Annotated in this window: 14 protein-coding genes and 1 pseudogene; 9 read left to right on the top strand and 6 right to left on the bottom strand. The window is 68.8% G+C overall.

Annotated elements, in window-relative coordinates; translation table 11 throughout:
* Positions 1-821 (bottom strand): SDR family oxidoreductase (locus JZ791_RS39775; protein WP_216902433.1); only part of this gene is annotated, 821 nt, incomplete at its 3' end.
* A 181-nt stretch (positions 822-1,002) separates the two neighbouring features.
* Here JZ791_RS39775 and JZ791_RS39770 point away from each other — a divergent pair.
* Positions 1,003-1,518, top strand: a complete 516-nt coding sequence (locus JZ791_RS39770) for a TetR/AcrR family transcriptional regulator (protein WP_308163398.1) — start codon at positions 1,003-1,005, stop codon at positions 1,516-1,518.
* Between the two features lie 325 nt (positions 1,519-1,843).
* On the opposite strand, the gene JZ791_RS39765 is transcribed toward JZ791_RS39770, so the two are convergent.
* A complete protein-coding gene (locus JZ791_RS39765) occupies positions 1,844-2,695 on the bottom strand; it encodes a hypothetical protein (protein WP_254207166.1) in 852 nt (283 codons plus the stop codon).
* A 116-nt stretch (positions 2,696-2,811) separates the two neighbouring features.
* Positions 2,812-5,454, bottom strand: coding sequence for an ATP-dependent RNA helicase (locus JZ791_RS39760; protein ID WP_254207165.1), 2,643 nt, complete (start codon positions 5,452-5,454; stop codon positions 2,812-2,814).
* 180 nt (positions 5,455-5,634) lie between these two features.
* Here JZ791_RS39760 and pheS point away from each other — a divergent pair, with 180 nt between their 5' ends.
* The 7 genes from pheS to JZ791_RS39725 all read left to right on the top strand — a co-directional run bounded on the left by pheS (position 5,635) and on the right by JZ791_RS39725 (position 13,223).
* On the top strand, positions 5,635-6,753 hold the full coding sequence (gene pheS / locus JZ791_RS39755; protein ID WP_254207164.1) for a phenylalanine--tRNA ligase subunit alpha: 1,119 nt from the start codon (positions 5,635-5,637) through the stop codon (positions 6,751-6,753).
* An 88-nt stretch (positions 6,754-6,841) separates the two neighbouring features.
* Complete coding sequence (gene pheT / locus JZ791_RS39750) at positions 6,842-9,343, top strand: phenylalanine--tRNA ligase subunit beta (protein WP_216902429.1); 2,502 nt, start codon at positions 6,842-6,844, stop codon at positions 9,341-9,343.
* Between the two features lie 258 nt (positions 9,344-9,601).
* Positions 9,602-9,940, top strand: a complete 339-nt coding sequence (locus JZ791_RS39745; protein WP_308163397.1) for an EthD family reductase — start codon at positions 9,602-9,604, stop codon at positions 9,938-9,940.
* A gap of 57 nt (positions 9,941-9,997) precedes the next feature.
* On the top strand, positions 9,998-10,759 hold the full coding sequence (locus tag JZ791_RS39740) for a L,D-transpeptidase family protein (RefSeq protein WP_216902427.1): 762 nt from the start codon (positions 9,998-10,000) through the stop codon (positions 10,757-10,759).
* Positions 10,760-10,818: 59 nt separating this feature from the next.
* Positions 10,819-11,610 carry an alpha/beta hydrolase gene (locus JZ791_RS39735; RefSeq protein WP_216902425.1) on the top strand — a complete coding sequence of 264 codons (792 nt, stop codon included), beginning with the start codon at positions 10,819-10,821 and terminating at the stop codon, positions 11,608-11,610.
* Between the two features lie 43 nt (positions 11,611-11,653).
* The gene (locus JZ791_RS39730; protein WP_216902423.1) at positions 11,654-12,163 is read left to right on the top strand and encodes a PspA/IM30 family protein; all 510 of its coding nucleotides are present in this window, start codon (positions 11,654-11,656) and stop codon (positions 12,161-12,163) included.
* Between the two features lie 13 nt (positions 12,164-12,176).
* A complete protein-coding gene (locus JZ791_RS39725; protein ID WP_216902421.1) occupies positions 12,177-13,223 on the top strand; it encodes a hypothetical protein in 1,047 nt (348 codons plus the stop codon).
* Between the two features lie 37 nt (positions 13,224-13,260).
* Here JZ791_RS39725 and JZ791_RS39720 read toward each other — a convergent pair whose 3' ends face one another.
* The 3 genes from JZ791_RS39720 to JZ791_RS39710 are packed head-to-tail and all read right to left on the bottom strand — an operon-like array spanning position 13,261 to position 15,520.
* Positions 13,261-13,668 (bottom strand): RidA family protein, encoded by a 408-nt coding sequence (locus tag JZ791_RS39720; RefSeq protein ID WP_216902420.1) that lies wholly within the window; start codon positions 13,666-13,668, stop codon positions 13,261-13,263.
* A complete protein-coding gene (locus JZ791_RS39715) occupies positions 13,665-14,459 on the bottom strand; it encodes an IclR family transcriptional regulator (RefSeq protein WP_216902419.1) in 795 nt (264 codons plus the stop codon). The genes JZ791_RS39720 and JZ791_RS39715 overlap by 4 nt, the downstream gene beginning before the upstream one ends.
* On the bottom strand, positions 14,456-15,520 hold the full coding sequence (locus JZ791_RS39710; protein WP_216902418.1) for a sugar kinase: 1,065 nt from the start codon (positions 15,518-15,520) through the stop codon (positions 14,456-14,458). The genes JZ791_RS39715 and JZ791_RS39710 overlap by 4 nt, the downstream gene beginning before the upstream one ends.
* Positions 15,521-15,618: 98 nt before the next feature.
* On the opposite strand from JZ791_RS39710, the pseudogene JZ791_RS39705 reads away from it, so the two are divergent.
* A pseudogene (locus tag JZ791_RS39705) lies at positions 15,619-16,193 on the top strand (amino acid deaminase); the annotation flags it as partial.

Below are 16,193 nucleotides of genomic sequence, written 5' to 3'. Positions count from 1 at the left end.
AGAGACAGGCCCAGCAGTTCCCTGGTCGGGCCGCTGTCGCCGGTGACGCTCATGCCCCAGAAGGGGGCGACCCAGCCGAAGTGGGCGGCGGCGGCGTCGCGGGGGATCGAGGCCGTGGGCACGTCGAGTTTGCGGCCGATGGCCTCGGCGATCTCGCGGGTCGGGATGGCCGGTTCGGCGAGGGCGTGCAGGACGGTTCCGGCGGGGGCCTTTTCGACCGCGAGACGGAACAGGCTAGCGGCGTCGAGCCGGTGCACCGCGGGCCAGGTGTGTGCACCGTCATCGATGTAGCCGGACACGCCCTTCTCGCGGCCGACGAGGCCGACGGAGTGGATGAATCCATGGTCACCCTCGCCGTGGACTGTGGTGGGCAGGCCGAGTACCACCGAGCGGACGCCTCGCTCGGCGAGCCGGACGGTCGCGGCGGCGGTGGCCCAGCGAGTCATCGGGCCGTCCTCGACGCCGGGCTTCCCAGTGTCGAGCCCGACCAGGCCGGAGGCGATGACCAGCGGGCGATCCGAACCCTCGAGCACGTCGCCGAACAGGTCGATGGCTTGGCGGTCGGTGCGCTGGTTCTCCTCGAACTTCGAGAAGTCGTGGATGAACGCCAAGTGGACGACCGCGTCGGCGTCCTGCGCGCCCGCGCGCAGGCTGTCCGGATCGAGCAGGTCGCCGCGGCGCACCTGGGCGCCCGCGGCGGTCAGCGCGGCGGCTGAGGCGTCCGAGCGCGCGAGACCGACGACCTCGTGACCGCCGGCGATGAGTTCGGGGACGACGGCGGAGCCGATGAAGCCGGAGGCGCCGGTGACGAAGATGCGCATGGGAGATCCCTTTCGCGTGGCCGCAGGAACGCATCCTGTAGCCGATGTCAGTTGATGACATCACTGTAGCAGCGATGTCAGTAGCTGTCATCGTATGAGGTCAGTCGATGTCGTCGGGGCCTATGATGGAGATATGGGTCGATGGGAACCGGACGCGAGAGGCCGCCTAGGACAGGCGGCGATGGATTTGTATGTCGAGCGTGGCTTCGACCAGACCACCGTCGCGGATATCGCCCAGCGCGCCGGACTCACCGAACGCACGTTCTTCCGCCACTTCGCCGACAAGCGCGAAGTCCTGTTCGGCGGCCAAGAACTCCTGCACGAAGTGATCACGAAAGCCCTTGCGGCAGCACCTGATTCGGCCTCCCCGATCGAGGCGATAGGCGCGGCCCTGCACACCCTGTGCGAGATGATCGGCCAGAACCGAGACTTCTCCCGAAACCGTCAAACCGTCATCGACGCGAACCTTGCCCTCCGCGAACGCGAACTGATCAAACTGGCCACTCTCGCCGACGTCAGCGCCGAATCCCTCCGCCACCGCGGCGTCCCCGACCCCGCCGCCACCCTCACCGCCGAAGCAGGCATGGCCGCCTTCAAGGTCGGCTTCACCACCTGGCTGACCTCCCCCGAAGACCACGGCCTGCCCACCGAGGTCCGCAACGCCCTGAACGAACTCAGATCCGTCACCGCAGGCTAGATCCGCTGCTCGATCGAACAGCTTTCTCAACGGAACAGGTCCTCGATACTGTCGGCGTCGATGGCCCGGTCGAGCCAGAGGGCCAATTGGTCGTAGTCCCTGCAATCAGTGATGTGGTTTCGTATGTCATCGGGTACCGCAATGCCGCGAAGGTCGAGTAGCCGAAGGATCGACTCGACGCGTGCCTGTCTATAGCCTTCGGCATGGAAGTACTCGCGAAGTATTGTGCGGCCGACCGACGGACTGTTTTTCGCGAACCTAAGCACGAGGGCGACAACCAGAGGATCGTGCGGTTTGACTGATGATCGTTCTGCCCAGGAGTCGCTCACGTGAAGAGGCCGTCGATGGTATCGACATCGATGGCTTTGGTGAGCCACATCTCGAGTTGGTTCTGATCGGTGCATGCGGCGATGCGCTGGCGGACTGAAGCGGGAATGGCGATACCGCGCTGGTCGAGGATGAGGAGCAGGGCCTTGGCTTCGCCTTCGGCCCGGACGCGTTGGAAGGTTTCGGAGCGATAGAACGAGGTGTCGACGGTCACGAGTTTCCTCCAGTAGTCAGCGGCCGGAGTAGTGCCCAGGCCGAGTTCGGTGTAGACGGCGAAATGCTCCCGGTTGTCGGCATCGACCATTTTCAGCGCGGCTGCCAGTGCATCCAGTATCGCATTTATCACCTTGTCCTTCGCGTGAGTGATAGCGGAGAGGGTGGCCAGGGGGATATCCGCGACGGCGGTTTCGGGGTCGGTGATGGCGGGGACGGTCTTTGGGCCCAGGACGAGGGGATAGGTGGTTTGGGAGGTCCACTGGGAGAGACCGGTCGAGAACGGACCGTCCGCCCAGACGGCAGTGGCCTCGTCTTGGCAGATGACCAAGAGAACTACCGGTAGACCGTATTTCGCCCGCAGGTAGGCCACGCAGTATGGCCAGGTGCTCTCCTTGTCCTGGTCTTTCTTGCCTTGGGCCTCGATCGGTAGAACATATGCCCCTTCGGGCGTCGTCACTTGTAGCACCGTATCGATGCGGCGTTCGAGGGGTTTGATCTCGGTGGCATCCGTCGTCAGCACTTCGACGGAGATCGGGTCGGGGAAGGGGAGGCCCAGGGCCCGGGCCGCGCGGGCGAAAACGCCCGGATCGTGTTGGAAAAGGCGGTGCATCGCTTCATGATTGGAGCTGACCATGGGGCCGACCGTACACACGTACGTTCGATTAGTCTGAAATGTCCGGAGTGTCCGATGGCTTGCCGGGTGATGATCGGCGTGCCGTTTCGGACACGCGTTTTACCTGGTCGTATGACCTATCGGCGGTTGGCGTTGCGGGCGGTGCCGCGGTGGGCGGGGATGGTGGTGGGGTCTTCCGGCCAGGAGTGTTTGGGGTAGCGGCCTCGGAGGTCGGCGCGGACCTGGCGCCAGCCGGTGTGCCAGAAGGAGGGGAGGTCGGCGGTGACGGCCACCGGGCGTTGGGCGGGGGACAGAAGGTGGAGGATGATCGGGACTCGGCCGTTGGCCAGGCGGGGGGTGTCGGTCCAGCCGAAGATTTCTTGGACTTTTACCGCGAGGATCGGGGGGTCGGCGGAATAGTCGAGGCGGATGTGGCTACCGGAGGGGACTTCCAGGCGTTCGGGGGCGAGGGTGTCCAGGTGGGTCGCTTCGGGCCAGGGGAGTAGGCGGCGTAGTGCTTGGCCGGCGTCGATGCGTTCGAGGTCGGTGCGGCGGCGGGCGATGGAAAGTTCTGGGCCGAGCCAGGTTTCGGCATCGGCGAGCAGGGTCTCGTCGTCGACGCGGGGCCAGGGATCGCCGAGGGTGCGGTGCAGGAAATCCAGGCGTTGGCGCAGTCCGGCGGCGTCGGGACTCCAGTGCAGCAGATCTAGTCCGGTGGATCGCAGGCCCGAACGCAGTGCCGCGCTGAGCGATTGCGGGTCGGGATTGCGGGTCGGGCGCTCGGACAGTGTGATCGCCCCGAACCGTTCGACGGTGCGTGCGACGACGTCGCCATCGGTCCATTCGACCTCGTCGAGGGTGCTGAGCAGATTCGGTGCGGCGTGGCGGGCAAGTGTCTCGTCGGCGACGGCGGCCAACCGGATCTGGCCCTCGGACCGGCCTGGGTCACGCGTCGCCACCGCGACCGCAAGCCACTCGGCATCACCCAGACCGGAACCGGGCGGCAGCGTCACGGCCGTGCCGCCGGCCATGAGGTAGCTCGCCGACCCCGGGCCCCGCCGACGGGCCAGGCGTTCTGGATACGCCAGTGCGACAATGAAAGACGGGTCGTCGGATGTGCTTTGGGGTGGCCTGCCGCCGGCCGGGGCGGATGCGTCCGGGGCTGCGTTGGCCGGGCGTCCCGGGTTCGGTGATCCCGAGCGTGTGTCCGCTGGTATCGCATCGACGGAACCGGTTGGGCCGACCGACTTCGCAGTGTCGGATGGCGCCGGGCCGGCTGGTGTTGCGGCGGTCGAGTCATAGCGGGAGGTCGGGGCATCGACCATCCGGGTGAGCCGCTGCACCTCCTGGCGCCAGCGCGGCGGACGTTCGCGCCGCAGCGTGCGCAGACCTGCAACGAGATCGGTTGTGGGAGCGAGTGAATCGTCGTCGAGCAGAGCGACCACCTCCGCCGCGGCCCGCGCGCCGACCTCGGCCGCGCCGTCGAGCAGCGCTCGCGCCAGCCGTGGATGCAGCCCGATCCGGGCCAGGGCCCGCCCGCGATCGGTGGCCGCGCCGTCGTCATCCACCGCACCCAACGCGCGCAACACCTCTCGGCCCGCGGCCAGACCCCCGGAGGGCGGGTCGTCCCACCACGCCAGGCCGTGTCCGTCAGGGGTGCCCCAACAGGCCAGCTCCAATGCCAGTCGAGTCAGATCCGCCGTGCGGATCTCCGGTTCGGGATATGCGGGGAGCGTGGCGAACTCGTATTCGGGCCAGCAGCGCCAGGCCCGCCCGGGGGCCTCGCGTCCGGCGCGTCCGGTCCGCTGCTGCGCCACCGCCTGCGAAACCCGAACTGTCGCAAGGCCGGACAGGCCGCGTCCACGATCGATGCGGGGCACACGCGCCAACCCGGAATCCACCACCGCCCGAACTCCCGGCACGGTCAGACTGGATTCGGCCACGGCCGTGGCGAGCACCACCCGCCGCCGGGAGCCGGGCCGCAGGGCGTCGTCCTGGTGGCTCGCGGACAACCTGCCGTGCAGGGGGACCACATCCACGTCGAGGCCACCGAGCATCTGGGAGGTGCGGCGGATCTCGGCCGCACCGGGCAGGAAGACCAGCACGTCACCGTCGGCATCGTCGAGCGCGGCCCGCGTCGCGCGCGCCACCTGTGCCTCGACCCGCTCGCGTGGCAATGCGGGTAGATAGGTGATGTCGATGGGGTAGGTCCGCGCACTCGCCTCGAGGACCGGCGCGGGTCGCTCGCCGCCCAGCAGCTCGGACAGCCGGTCGGCGGCCACGGTCGCAGAGGTCGCCAGCACCCGCAGATCGGGCAGGAGCCCGGCCCGGGCGTCGAGCAGCAGCGCCAGCAACAGATCCGCGTCCAGGTGCCGCTCGTGGCATTCGTCCAGCACGACCGTGCCGACGCCGGCCAGCTCCGGATCCCCCTGCAAACGCCGCACCAGCAGTCCCGACGTGACGACCTCGATCCGAGTGCCCGCACTCACCCGCCGATCCCCGCGCACCGAGTACCCCACGGTCCGCCCGACCGGTTCACCCAGCAGCGAGGCCATCCGTGCGGCCGCGGCCCGCGCCGCCAGCCGCCGCGGTTCGGCCACCAGCACCCGCCCGCTCGTCCCGGCCGCCAACGCCAACGGCACCAGCGTCGTCTTCCCGGTACCGGGCGGCGCGACCAACACGGCAGCACCCCGCTCGACCAGCGCCTCGACTATCGAGTCGAGCATCCCGCGCACTGGCAGGTCGGGGAGTTCGGGGAGCTTCAGTCCGGGCGTTTCCATGTGCAGACCAGTTTGCAGGGCGGCCCGCGTGCATGCGAAATTTCGGCGCAGACGGCAATCGAACGGGTCGGCCGTGCGTACAGCGACATTTATCCCGCCGATATCGGTGGGATAAATGGATGTGAAGCGGGCCGGGCGCATCGCTTACGATTCGACCAGCGACAATGTCAGTGCAGAAGTATGCGTATCGACCGAACCAGCCCCAGGGAGAGACGAACCATCGTGGCCGAGGACAACGCACACGCCGAGCAGAATCCGGCACCGCAGCAGGTGGCGCTGAGCGAGGAATCGCTGAGTGCGGCGGCCGAGGCGGCGGAGAAGGCGTTTGCCGTGGCCGCGGACCTGGATGCGCTCGCGGCCGCGAAGACCGAGCATATGAGCGGTAAGTCGGCGATCTCGCTGGCGCAGCGGGCGCTGGGCTCGTTGCCCAAAGAGGAGAAGTCCGAGGCCGGTAAGCGCGTGAACGTCGCGCGCGGGCGGGTCAGCGCGGCGTACGAGGCGCGGCGCGCGGAACTGCTCGCCGAGCGGGACGCCGCGGTGCTGGTCGCCGAGGCCATCGATGTGACGCTTCCGGCGCGGCGCGGCGCGGTCGGCGCGCGGCATCCGATCACCGCGATCTCCGAGCGGGTCGCCGACGTCTTCGTCGGCATGGGCTGGGAGGTCGCCGAAGGTCCCGAGGTGGAGACCGAGCACTTCAACTTCGACGCGCTCAACTTCCTGCCCGACCACCCCGCGCGGACCATGCAGGACACCTTCCACCTCGCTCCCGAGGGATCGCGCCAGGTGCTGCGCACGCACACCTCCCCGGTGCAGGTGCGCTCGATGCTGGAGCGCGAGCTACCGATCTACGTGGTGTGCCCGGGCCGCACGTTCCGCACCGATGAACTCGATGCCACCCACACCCCGGTGTTCTCCCAGGTGGAGGGCCTCGCGGTGGACAAGGGCCTGACCATGGCGCATCTGCGCGGCACCCTGGACGCGTTCGCGCGGGCGCTGTTCGGTCCCGACACGCGAACCCGCATGCGGCCCAACTACTTCCCGTTCACCGAGCCGTCGGCCGAGGTGGACGTGTGGTTCCCGGACAAGAAGGGCGGCGCGGGCTGGGTCGAGTGGGGCGGCTGCGGCATGGTCAACCCGCGCGTGCTGATCGCCAGCGGGATCGACCCGGAGGTGTACAGCGGCTTCGCCTTCGGCATGGGCCTCGAGCGAACCCTCCAGTTCCGCAACGGGATTTCCGATATGCGTGACATCGTCGAAGGCGACGTCCGGTTCACCCTGCCCTTCGGCATCCAGTCCTGATCCCCTGACCCTTCTGCGGGGGCCGTGTTCCGCGATCCGGCCCCCGTACACCCCCGACAACCGGGCACACGAGAAAGCGAAACATCCAGTGCGAGTAGCGCAGACCTGGCTGACGGAAATCTTGCAGCGCACCACCCCCGGCTGGTCGGTGACCCCGGAGGAGCTCGACGCGGGCTTCGTCCGGGTAGGGCTGGAGGTCGAGGAGCTCGATCGGCTCGAGCGCATCGACGGCGATATCGACCATCCGCTGGTGGTCGGCCGCGTCGCCGAGATCACCGAGCTGACCGAGTTCAAGAAGCCGATCCGGTTCTGCAAGGTCGACATCGGTAAGCCCGAACTGCAGGAGATCGTCTGCGGCGCGCGCAATTTCGCGGTCGGGGACCTGGTCGTCGTGGTGCTGCCCGGCGGTGTGCTGCCCGGCGGATTCACGATCAGCTCGCGCAAGACCTACGGGCATGTGTCCAACGGCATGATCTGCTCGGTCGCCGAACTCGGTATCGGCAAGGATCATTCGGGCATCCTGGTGCTCCGGCCGGGCACCGCCGAACCCGGCGCGGACGCCAACGAGCTGCTGGGCCTGGATGATTCGGTGATCGAGCTGAACATCACTCCCGACCGAGGCTACTGCTTCTCGGTGCGCGGCCTGACCCGCGAGCTGGCCTGCGGATTCGACCTCGAGTTCGCCGATCCGGCCGTGCGCACCCTGCCCGACGACGAGGCCGACGCCTGGCCGATCACGGTCGAATCCGAGTCCGGCTGTACACGTTTCGCCGCGCGCCGGGTCACCGGCATCGATCCGGCCGCGATCAGTCCGTGGTGGTTGCAGCGGCGGCTGCTGCTGGCCGGGGTGCGGCCCATCTCGCCCGCGGTGGACGTCACCAACTATGTGATGCTCGAGCTGGGGCAGCCGCTGCACGCGTTCGACGCGGCGAAGGTGACCGGTCCGCTGGTGGTGCGCAAGGCCGATACCGGTGAGACGCTGCGCACCCTGGACGATGCCGAGCGGACCCTGAACGCCGAGGATACGGTCATCGCCGACGACACGGGCGTCGTCTCGCTGGCCGGTGTCATGGGCGGCGCCTCCACCGAGGTCGGTACCGAGTCCACCGACATCCTGCTCGAGGCCGCCACCTGGAGCCCGCTCGCGGTCTATCGCACCGGGCGCCGCCACAAACTGAGTTCGGAGGCCGCGAAACGCTATGAGCGCGTGGTCGATCCGGAGGTGAATGTCGCGGCACTGGACCGCGCCGCCACGTTGCTGGTCGAGATCGCCGGTGGCACAGTCGAACCCGCGCTCACCGATATCCGGCTGCCGACACCCGGGCCCGCCCCGATCCGGATGGATCTCGACCTGCCCGACCGCACCGCCGGGGTCGTCTACCCGAACGGCACCTCGGCGCGGCGCCTGGCGCAGATCGGCTGCGCGGTCGACGTGGACGTCACCGAGTCCGGCCACGGTCAGCTCGTGGTGACCCCGCCGAGCTGGCGGCCGGACCTGGCCCAGCCCGCCGACCTGGTCGAGGAGGTGCTGCGGCTCGAAGGGCTCGAGCAGATCCCGTCGGTGCTGCCGGCCGCGCCCGCGGGCCGCGGCCTGACCGCGACCCAGCGCCGCCGCCGCGCGGTCAGCCGGGCGCTGGCGTTCGCCGGCTGTGTCGAGGTACCCGCGCCGCTGTTCCTGCAGGTCGGGGCGTTCGACACCTGGGGTCTGGACGCCGCCGACACCCGCCGCGCCACGATGCGCGTGCTGAATCCGCTGGACGTCGAGCGGGCCGAACTGGCCACCACCCTGCTGCCCGGACTGCTGGAAGTGGCCGCGCGCAACATCTCTCGCGGCGAACGCGATCTGTCGATCTACGCGATCGGCCAGGTCGTGCTGCCCGGACCGGAGATCCGTCCGGTGGCCGAGCTGCCGGTCGACCGTCGTCCCACCGACGAGCAGATCACCGAGCTGATCGAATCGCTGCCCGCGCAGCCGGTCCACGTCGCGGGCGTGCTGACCGGCCGACGTGACCCGCGCGGTCCGTGGGGGCCGGGCCGCGCCGCGGAGGCCGCCGACGCGTTCGCGCTGGCCGACGCGGTCGCCGACGCCGCCGGGGTGCGCATCGAGCGCCGTGCCGCGGCCTACCTGCCGTACCACCCGGGCCGCTGCGCCGAACTCGTGGTCGAGGGTGTCGTGGTCGGGCATGCGGGCGAATTGCATCCGGCGGTGCTGGAGCGCTCGGGCCTGCCGCCGCGCACCTGTGCGCTGGAACTGGATCTGGACGCACTGCCGCTGCGCGAATCTCTGCCGGTACCAACGGTTTCCCCGTTCCCGGCGGTGTTGCAGGACGTTTCGGTGAGCATCGACCGATCGGTGCCCGCCGCCGCGGTGGAGTCGGCGCTGCGGTCCGGCGCGGGTGAACTGCTCGAAGATATCGCGCTGTTCGATGTATACGAGGGCGCCCAGGCGGGCGAGGGGCGCAAGTCCCTCACTTACGCCCTGCGCTTCCGCGCCACCGACCGCACCTTGACCGAGGACGAGGCCAGCGCGGCGCGCGATGCGGCGGTGGCCGTGGCGGCGTCGTCTGTAGGGGCCGTGCTGCGCGGGTAGCGGCTGGCTTCCGGCCCGTTGACGCGTTGGTATCCCCGGACGCTGGAGCGGATCGGAGCCCGTGGCATACCGTCGGCTGGAGTCTTGGATTCCGGCCGACGGTACGCCGGTTCGGTCTTTAGCGTCGGCCCGGTGCAGGTAACGGCGTCGCGCGGGGCCGCACATCCGGTCGGCGGTGTCGATCCAGTGGAGTTCTGTTCGTCGGATCTTGTAGAGCCCGGCGACCTTCGCGGGGCGTATCCATGAGGAGGTCGACCGGTGACCACAGCCAGGCCCGACGACGTCGTAACCAAGGCACGCCTGATCATCATGTGGAGCACGCCGTCGGATGTGGAGGCATTCGAACGCCACTATCGGGACGTGCACATACCCGTGGCGAAGCGGATGCCCGGATTGCGTAGATACACCCTGAGTCACGCGCCTACGTCTGTCCATGGTGAATCGTATTACCTTGTCGCCCAGCTAGATTGGGAGGACCGAGCGGCATTGGACGCGGCCCTGGAATCGGACGCCGGGCGCGCCACCGGCAGGGATGTGCCGAATCTGACCCGGTACGCCGAGATTCACAGCATGATCGTGGAACTCTCCGACATCTGATGTGGACAAATCCCTCGGGCGGCGGCCCGCGGACCCGTTGCGGTTAAGCTCGGGCGGGTGAATATCTCCTGGGGTCCCGTGCGCCGCGCGGTGCTGTGCGCCGCTGTCCTGCTGGTTTCGGCCGGATGCGGGCAGCAGGTGCGGTCCGATGCCGGTCCGACATCCACGCCGCTGCAGGTCACGGAGCGGCCTGCGGGATATCAGACGGACGGTGCGAGGACCGGGCTTCCGGCCGGGGTCGGCGTGCCACCGGCGGGTACGGATCAGCTGGTGACGGTGCAGGTTTCGGGCCCGGCGGCCACGACGGGGACGTTGCAGGCGTGGCAGCGCTCGCCCGGCGGCTGGACCAGCCCGATCGGGCCCGTATCCGTCCGGGTCGGCACGGCCGGCGTCGGTCCGACGCACGAGGGATTGAATCGCACGCCGGTGGGCACGTTCGGGCTGCCCTCGGCGTTCGGGCGGGAGGCGAATCCGGGGACGCGCATGCTGTACCGGCAGATCGGCGACAGCGACTGGTGGGTGAGCGATCCCAAGAGCCCGCAGTACAACACCTATCAGCACTGCGCCCCGGGAACATGCCCCTTCAACGAGAAGGACGGCGAGAATCTGGGCGAGGCCGGGACCAGTTACGACTACGCGATCATGATCGGCTACAACACCGCACCGGTGGTGGCGGGCGCCGGATCGGCCTTCTTCGTGCACGTGGACGCCGGTATCCCCTCGGCGGGATGCGTCGAGACACCGCGTGACAAGGTGGTCGCGCTGCTGAAATGGCTCAACCCGGACCAGCATCCGCAGATCACCATCGGATACCGCTGACGGCCCCCGCGGACGCCGTCCGGGAGAATCGGGATATCGCTCACTGAAAGGAAGGACATATGCCGCATCCGGCGACGCCGATCCTCAACGCGCTGACCTTCCATCCGGTGCGGCAGGTGACGATGACACCCGAGCGGCTCGGGGTCGAGTGGGAGGACCTGTATTTCACCGCCGCGGACGGGACGCGGATCAATGGCTGGTTCGTGCGGGCGCCGGAGCGACCTCCGGTGGCGCACATCCTGTTCGCGCATGGCAACTCGGGCAATATCGGGGATCGCACGGTGGTCCTCGCGCTGCTGGCGGCGGCCGGATTCGATGTGCTGGTCTTCGACTACCGGGGATTCGGGCGCAGTGCGGGTCGGCCGGGTGAGCGCGGGATGTACCTGGATGCCGCTGCGGCCCGTGAAGCGCTGCTCGCCCGGCCCGGGGTGGATCCGAATCACATCGTGTACCTGGGTAAGTCGCTGGGCGGCGGGGTAATACTGGAACTGGCCACCCGCTGTCCGCCCGCCGCGATGATCCTCATGTCCACCTTCACCGGCCTGCGCGACGCGGCCCGGGCCGTCTATCCGTTCTTGCCGAGACCGATTGTGCCCGATGCCTTTCCGAGCCTGCGGCGGATCGCCTCGTTGCGCAGCCCGGTACTGATCATGCACGGTGACGACGACGAACTGCTGCCGGTGGGGATGGGCCGGGCGCTGTACGAGGCCGCCGCCGGACCCAAGCGGCTGCACATCTATCCCGGGGGTCGCCACAACGATCTGGTCCTGCATCCCGGCTGGGCGCAGACCGTGACCGAGTGGGTGTCCTCGGCTCTGGCGTCCGCCGGCGAGGCCGCGGCTCGGGACTAGGGGGATCGGGCCGCTACCGGGCAAGCCTGCGTAGCCTGGACCCATGTCCGATGTGACCGATCTGGCGACGCTGCTCGCCGCGCTGCCGGACGAGGACCTGCTGAGCGTGGTGATGGCGGCCACTACGGCGCGGCCCGGCCTGGAACCGCTGCATCTGGTGGCGGTGGAGCTGTCCGCGCAGCACGCCCATGTCGACCTGGAGCCGGATGTGACTTCCACCACCGGCTCGGTCGGCGAGGCGCTGGGCGGCGTGCCGTCCACCCCGTTCGACCAGCCAGGCCCGCTGTCCGCGATGCCGATACCGCCGGCGGGTATCCCCGAGACGGGGAGCTACTCCGATTCCGGGGTCCCTACTTTCGAGTCAGTTCGGGATAAGGTCGAGCGACGCTTCGGCACCGCGCAGGGGATGGGCGAGCTCGACTCGCAGACACCGGCGGGCCGTGGCATACAGGACCAGTGGCAGGCGCGGGCGAAGTCCGCGCGGGACCGCCTGGACGAGATTCGGAAGTCGATGCGCCGCGACGACTCCGGGGACGGGCGATCCAACGGATAGAACCAGGGGAACGATGGCCCAGCCGCGCGAGATCGCCGAGCGCCTGCTCGATGCCCAAGTGGACTTCCTGCTCGCGGAGGTGAGCGGCGATCGGTTCGCCGAGGTGGTCGCCCGCGATGTGGAGGCGGTGATCGGGGTCGCCGACACCATCGTTTTCCGCGACGTCGTCGGGGTGGACGCCGCGAAGCAGACCGTGCGCACGGTGGTGGACCGCATCGGCGGCAGCCCGATCATCGAGGATTCGGTCGGCGTATTCGCCGACGCGATCTACGACCGCATCACCCAGCAGGACGCCGGCGGGGATCGGTACACCCTCGGCGACGTGGTCGAGCGCGAGCCGCTGGAGGCGCTGCTGCGGAAAATCCTCGGCATGCACCAGGCCCAGGAGCGAATTCTGGAGCGGCTCACCGAATCTCCACTCACCGCCACCGTCGCGACGAAATTCGTGGACAAGCTGGTCGACGACATCATGGAGTCCAACCAGCGGATGGCCGCGAAGATCCCGGGCGTGGGATCGCTGGTGTCCCTGGGCACCTCGGCCGCCAAGTCCGCGCGCCGGGCCGCGGAGAAGGCGGCCGACGGCACCTTCATCGGTGAGATGGCCGGTAAGGGAGCGCAATACGCGCTGCGGCGGACCAACAACGCGATCCGCGAGATGCTGCGCGAGGCCCCGGTACAGGGCGCGGCGATGGAATTCTGGGATCTGCATGCCGGTGAACCGGTCAGCGGCCTGCGCGACTATCTGAGCCAGCAGGATCTGCGAGAGCTGGCTCAGATTGTGCACACCATCGTGACCACCACCCGGCCGAAGCCGTATTTCGGCCTGCTGCTGGACGAATGCGTCGAGGTGTTCTTCACCAAGTACGGCGACCACACGCTGGCCGGGATGCTGCCCGAACTGAGCCTGTCCGCCGATGATCTCCGCGTCGAGATCCTGCGCTACGGGCCCGGGGTGGTCGAGGCCGCGAAGCGAAACGGTGTGCTGGCCAAGCTGATTCGCGAGCGGTTGGAGCCGTTCTACACCTCGGACACGGTTCTGGAGATCCTCGCCGCGGGCTGAGCGTTCGGACAGAGGTCCACGAGGAGGACTCGGGCGCTCAGCTCGTGACGATCGCGACCGCGTCGATCTCCACCAGCATCTCCTCGCGCGGCAGTCCGGTGAAAACGGTGGTGCGACAGGGCAGGACGTGGCCGGTGGTGTGCTCGGCGACGAAGGCGCCATAGGCGTCGTTCATGGCCGCGAAGTCTTCCCGCTTGGTGAGGTAGACCCGCAGCATGACCACATCGTCGAAGCTCGCGCCCGAGGCCTCCACGATCGCCCGCACGTTCCGCAGGGTGCGGGTGGTCTGCGCGGCGACATCGCCCGGGAAGAGGTATTCGTTCGTGGCCGGATCGACCGGGCCCTGCCCGGAGACCTGCACGAACGGACCTTTGCGCACGCCTTGGGAAAACGTGTGCGCGGGCGCGGGGGCCTCGGTGGTGCGGACGGCGATCTTCTCACTCATACGGCGCCTTTCGGGATCTCGGATGTCGCTGTGCTGTTCGTGACGGGTGCGGGGCTCCACCCGAGTTCGGTGGAGATGGCCTCGGCCGCGGCCAGGACGCGCGGCAGTAGGCCGCGCACCTGGTCGTGGTCCAGCAGCATGTCCGGGACCGACACCGACACCGCGGCGACCACCGTGCCGGTGCCGTCGCGGACCGGGACGCCGATGCAGTTGACGAAGCTCTCGTGCTCCTCGTGGTCCTCGGCGAAGCCCTGTGCGGCAACGAGTTCCAGCTCTCGGAGGTATTGCTCGGGGGTGCGTATGGTGCGCTCGGTGAGTGGGCGGTAGTCCAGCCGGTCGGCGATGGCCCGCCATTGGGCGTGCGGATGCCCCGCGACCAGGACCTTGCCGACGGCCGTGCAGTGCAGGGGCGCGGGCCGTCCGACCCGCGAATACATCCGCACGCTCTGGATGGCGTCGAGCTTGTCGATGTACACCGCTTCGCCGGACTCGTAGGTCGCCAGGTGCACGGTCTGGCCGGTGGCCGCGTTGAGCGCCTCGAGGTGCGGTCGTCCTAGTGTGCGCACGTCGCGGCGCTCGAGTGCCTGGTTGGCCAGTTCGAACAGCCGCGAGCCGAGCGTGTACCGGTGGCTCGCGTCGTGGGTGACGAAACGGTCGCTCTGCATGGTCTGCAGCAGCCGCAGCACGGTCGACTTGTGCACGCCCAGCCGCGCGGCCAACTGGTCCAATGTCTTCGGATCCTCGCCCAGTTCGATGAGGATGGTCAACGCGCGTTGCAGACTCTGGCTCACGACCGTGCCTCCGCAGGGGCGTAGCTCATCGCGGCCCACTCCGAATCGGATGTCGTGGCCCGGGATTCGAGCTGTGCGAGCGGGGGTAGCTCGGCCACGTCACCGGTGCCGGTCAAAGCGGCCGCGGCGCACAGGTGCCCGTAGCGCAGTAGTTGTTCGTGCGGGCGTCCTCGCAGGAGAGCGGCCAGGTAGCCGCCCGCGAACGCGTCGCCGGCGCCGATCGCCTCGGTCACCGTCAGGCGCAGCGCGGGCACCTCACGTCGGGAGGTGCCGAGATATCCGGTGACCGAATGTCCGCTGTTCTTCACCACCAGATGCCTTGGCTGCGGGAACATCTCGCGCAGTCGGGCCGGATCGCCGGTACCGAACACCTCGGCCGCCTCGTCGGCGCCCAGGAAGGCCACATCGCTGCCGCGCAGCTGCCGGGCCAGGATGTCGGCGGCACTCTCGGTGCGGCGGATCCACAGCGCCGCCCGGTAATTCAGGTCGAAGCTGATCAGCCGTCCGCGTCGCGGAGCGGTGGTGAGCGCGTCGGTGAGTTCGGTCGCGGTGGGGGACAGGGCGGTGGTGACGCCGGTGAGGTGGATCAGCTCGCACTGCTCCAGTCGTGCGGCGTTGGCGGCCAGGTCGGCCGGGGACAGGGCACTGGCTGCGGATCCATTGCGGTAGTACAGCATTCGGCTCGTTCCCGCCGCCAGATCATCCGGCCGGGAGGATCCGCCGCCGCGCTCCTTGATGTAGAGGCCGGTGGATCGGGTGGGATCGGTGAACACCCCGGAGGTGTCCACGCCGCGCTCGGCGAGATGGCGGATCAGATAGCGGCCGAAGCCGTCGTCGCCGACCCGGGATATCCATGCCGTGCCGATGCCCAGGTGAGCAAGCACGGTCGCGACATTCAGCTCGGCGCCGCCCGCGGTGCGTTCGAAGACGGGGGAATCCTCGAGCGGACCCGGTCGGGCGACCATGACGGCCAGGCCCTCACCCACGGCGACCGCCCTGATGCGGGGCGGAGTAGGCCAGATCACACCAATCTCCTCGGAGCTCTTGCGGCTATCGGACATCGAGTGCAGAATAACCAGCGGTAACACAATGCGCAATATGCGTTGCGTAATATGCAACGATGATGCTGTGTGAAGCGTGATCGCGGGAAGGGACTTTCGTGGCGACCAACGGTGACGTGCGGCCCGTCGACATCGCCCAACGGGCGATCGATACCGCGAAGGTGGCGGCCCTGCGCGAGCGGATCCTGGGTCCCGAGCACAAATCGCTGCCGCCCACGGCGTGGGGCCGGACCGCCTATGAATACCTCGCCACCGCACCACATCTGGACGATCTGCACACCCCGGTGCTGACCCTGGACCGTGCCGCGCTGGACGCGAATCTGGCGGTGATGGCCGACTGGACCGCGGAGGCGGGGGTGCGTCTGGCCCCGCACGGCAAGACCACGATGGCCCCGCAGCTGTGGGCCGAGCAGCTTGCCGCCGGAGCGTGGGGGATCACCCTGGCGACCGGGTGGCAGGCGCAGGTGGCACGCTCGTTCGGAGTGGCCCGGATACTGCTGGCCAACGCGCTCGTCGATCCTGTCGGATTGCGATGGCTGGCAGCCGAACTCGCCCGCGATCCGAGTTTCGAATTCGTCAGCTGGGTGGACGGTGTCGCGGCGGTGGAGGAGATGGACCGGCATCTCGCGCAGGCGCCCGACGGGGTGCGCGTCGCGGTACTGGTCGAATTGGG

It is taken from the genome of Nocardia alni (assembly GCF_019038435.1).
GTDB lineage: Bacteria > Actinomycetota > Actinomycetes > Mycobacteriales > Mycobacteriaceae > Nocardia > Nocardia alni.
The sequence above is the reverse complement of the archived record's forward strand: the minus strand, read 5'-3'. Positions and strand labels throughout refer to the sequence as shown.